Annotated in this window: 3 protein-coding genes; 2 read left to right on the forward strand and 1 reads right to left on the reverse strand. The window is 72.1% G+C overall.

Going from position 1 to position 3,186, the window contains the following annotated elements:
• Positions 1 to 110: 110 nt before the first annotated feature.
• A complete protein-coding gene (locus ACFC1X_RS40630) occupies positions 111 to 1,235 on the reverse strand; it encodes a PLP-dependent cysteine synthase family protein (RefSeq protein ID WP_376364772.1) in 1,125 nt (374 codons plus the stop codon).
• Between the two features lie 270 nt (positions 1,236 to 1,505).
• Here ACFC1X_RS40630 and ACFC1X_RS40635 point away from each other — a divergent pair, with 270 nt between their 5' ends.
• Together ACFC1X_RS40635 and ACFC1X_RS40640 are read left to right on the forward strand one after the other, a co-directional pair.
• Positions 1,506 to 1,829, forward strand: coding sequence for a hypothetical protein (locus ACFC1X_RS40635; RefSeq protein WP_376364775.1), 324 nt, complete (start codon positions 1,506 to 1,508; stop codon positions 1,827 to 1,829).
• Positions 1,830 to 2,013: 184 nt separating this feature from the next.
• Positions 2,014 to 2,553 (forward strand): ATP-binding protein, encoded by a 540-nt coding sequence (locus ACFC1X_RS40640; protein WP_376364777.1) that lies wholly within the window; start codon positions 2,014 to 2,016, stop codon positions 2,551 to 2,553.
• The last annotated feature ends 633 nt before the right edge of the window (positions 2,554 to 3,186 follow it).

Here is a 3,186-nt window from a genome sequence, read left to right on the forward strand (position 1 = left end):
CGAAGCCGACCGGCACCCGTCAGCCAAACCCGCCAACTTGGTACCGAAGGCAACTCATGTGGTGCCCGACCGACTCACAACCAGATCACTAGGGCCTGTCCGGCGGGGGGTCAGTCGGGCCAGGTGCCCGTGCGCAGCAGCGTCTCGATCGCCGTCGTGTACGGGCCGATGTCGAGGCCCTGTTCGGCGAGCCACGTGTCCGAGTAGTACTTGTCGAGGTACCGGTCCCCCGGGTCGCACAGCAGCGTCACGACGCTCCCCTGGCGTCCCGAGGCCACCATCTCGGCGACGATCTTCAGCGCGCTCCACAGCCCGGTGCCCGTGGAACCGCCCGCCTTGCGGCCGATGGCCTGTTCCAGGGCACGGACGGCCGCGACGCTCGCCGCGTCCGGGACCTTCATCATGCGGTCGATGGCGCCGGGCACGAAGCTCGGTTCCATCCGGGGCCTGCCGATGCCCTCGATCCGTGAGCCGCGGTCGCAGGCGACGTCCGGATCGCCGGTGGTCCAGCCCTCGAAGAAACAGGAGTTCTCCGGGTCGGCGACACAGACCCGGGTGTCGTACTGCATGTAGTGCACATAGCGCGCGAGCGTCGCCGAGGTGCCGCCGGTGCCGGCCGTGGCGACGATCCACGCCGGTTCGGGGAACCGTTCCAGCCGCAGCTGCCGGAAGATCGACTCGGCGATGTTGTTGTTGCCCCGCCAGTCGGTGGCACGTTCGGCGTAGGTGAACTGGTCCATGTAGTGGCCGCCGGTCTCCGCCGCGAGGCGGGCGGACTCCTCGTACATCCGGCGGGAGTCGTCCACGAAGTGGCACCGTCCGCCGTGGAACTCGATCAGGCGGATCTTCTCCGTGCTCGTGGTGCGCGGCATCACGGCGACGAAGGGCACGCCGACCAGCTTCGCGAAGTACGCCTCGGAGACGGCCGTGGAGCCGCTGGACGCCTCGATCACCGGGCGGTCCGGGCGGATCCAGCCGTTGCACAGGCCGTAGAGGAAGAGTGAGCGGGCGAGGCGGTGCTTGAGGCTGCCGGTCGGGTGGGTCGACTCGTCCTTGAGGTAGAGATCGATGCCCCACCGCTCGGGGAGCGGGAAGAGCAGCAGGTGGGTGTCGGCCGAGCGGTTCGCGTCGGCCTGGACCTTGCGCACGGCCTCTTTCAGCCATGCCCGGTAGTCGGCGTCGCTGTGGTCGACGTCCAGGGTGACGCCGGTGCGGGTCTGCGGGGTGGTGCTCACGAGGGGGCTCCTTACGCTGCGCGCCGACGGCGTGCCGGGCGGCCGACGCCTCGATCATAGACACCTTCCACACGCTTCTCACCTGCATAAACACACCTTTGGGCGCCTCAAAGGCACCCCTGGGGCGCGTCGGCACGCACGGTGGGGGCGCATTCGCGCGAGTGCTCCGGACGACCCCGGAAAGGGAGGGTGCGTACTGGTGCTCGACGCGCGGTGCGGGCAGACTGCCAGCGGGTGGGACGACAGACGCGCGCGCGAGGGGGCGACGGCATGGCGGACCCGGAGTTCAGGGCCACGGGGGTGCGGATCGGCAAACGGCTGCGCTCACTCACCCGGGCCGGGACGGTCCGGATCAGCGGTGGCAGGGTCGAGTTGCTCACCAGCTACGGCAGTGAGATCGACAGCGCGCCGGTGCAGGCGGTACGGGCCTCACGCCCCTGGTTCGGCCCGCACGACCGGGCCCTCGCCGACCTCAACGGCAATCGGTACCTGCTGACGCTCGGCGAGCGGGACCCCGCGCCGGGTGAACCGGGTCCGCCCGCGGCCCGCCGTTTCATCGAGGCCGTGCACAGGGCGGCCGGACATCACCGTTGAGATGTCCGTAAGTTGCGGTGCCTCACCCCTTGCGTCACGCTGGTCTCACGTCACTCTGGGTTTACCGGCGATAACGCTGCGAACCAGCCCGCCGGCCATGACAGCAGGCGGCGGCGCGCCGCGTGCGCCCTGCTGGATCCGAACTCCGTGTTCTTCCGGACCTCTTTGTCGGGGAGTCGCAGCCGTGATCAGTCACCCAAGCAGACACTGCACGGTGGAGCTGCAAGCCCTGCCGTCGCGGATCGGCCAGGTCCGCAGAATCGTATCTGCGCAATTGCGCTACTGGCATATGCACTCCCTGATCGACCGGGCCTCGCTCGGCGTGACGGAGTTGCTGACCAACGTCCACCTGCACGCCCGGCCGGACAAGACGTGCACCGTGGAGATAGAGCTGCTGCTGGAGCGGCTCACCGTCTCGGTGCGCGACCACGATCCGCGCCTGCCCGTCGTGGACGACGCCGAGCCCCTCGCCACCTGTGGGCGAGGGCTCGCCATGGTGGCGGCGATGAGCGAGAGCTGGGGCGCCCGGCCGGACGGCGAGTCCGGCAAGGTCGTCTGGTTCACGCTGCCGACGTCCGGCGGCCTGGCTCCGGTCACCGCGCGCCCGCCGCGCCGCCTGGTCGAGGAGGTGCCGGCCGCGGCCGCCGTGTTCGCGGAGGCCGAGCACGCGGTCGATCTGGGCAGACCCCAACCCGCTCCCGCCCGGTCGGCCGTTGCCGGCTGACCGGGCGGTGACAGTTCGCTGCCGCGGGCCGTGCGGGGTGGGTTCGGTGGGGGTGTGGGTTCCGGGGCGGGTTCCGGTGCCGGTGCGGGTGCCGGTCCGGGTTCCCGTGCCCGTGCCCGTGCCCGTGCCCGTGCCCGCGGGGAGCGTGCCCGCGCGGGGTGACCCAGGCGTGAGCCCGCGCGGAACGTTCCGAGGCGCGCGGGCGCGCAGGAAGTACGCCCGTGCGGCACGGCCCGCGGCGTGTGCATGTGCGGCACGGCCCGCGGCATGTGCCCGTGCGCCACGATCCGTGGCGCGTGGCTCACGCGGCACAACTCGTGGCACGTGCTCACGCGGAACAACTCGTGGCGCGTGGCTCGCGCGGAACAACTCGTGGCGCGTGCCCGCGCGGAGTACGCCCGGCGGGTGTGCCCGCGCAGAGTCCCCCCAACGCGCGTGCCCCGCGAGGAGGACGCCCCTGCCGAGGGTGCGCGCAGGGGGGACGCCTGCCGCGTGTACCGGCACGGGGGACGCCCACCCCGTGAACCCGCGCGGGGGACGCCCGCCGCGTGTGCCCGCGCGGGGGACGCCCGCCGCGTGTGCCCGCACGGGGGACGCCCGCCGCGTGTGCCCGCACGGGGGACGCCCGCCGCG

This window comes from Streptomyces sp. NPDC056128 (genome assembly GCF_042263835.1).
Classification (GTDB): Bacteria; Actinomycetota; Actinomycetes; order Streptomycetales; family Streptomycetaceae; genus Streptomyces.

Bases quoted from the DNA above. Each gene is read 5' to 3' on its own strand.
- ACFC1X_RS40635 (WP_376364775.1), top strand. From the start codon at position 1,506: ATGGCGGACCCGGAGTTCAGGGCCACGGGGGTGCGGATCGGCAAACGG.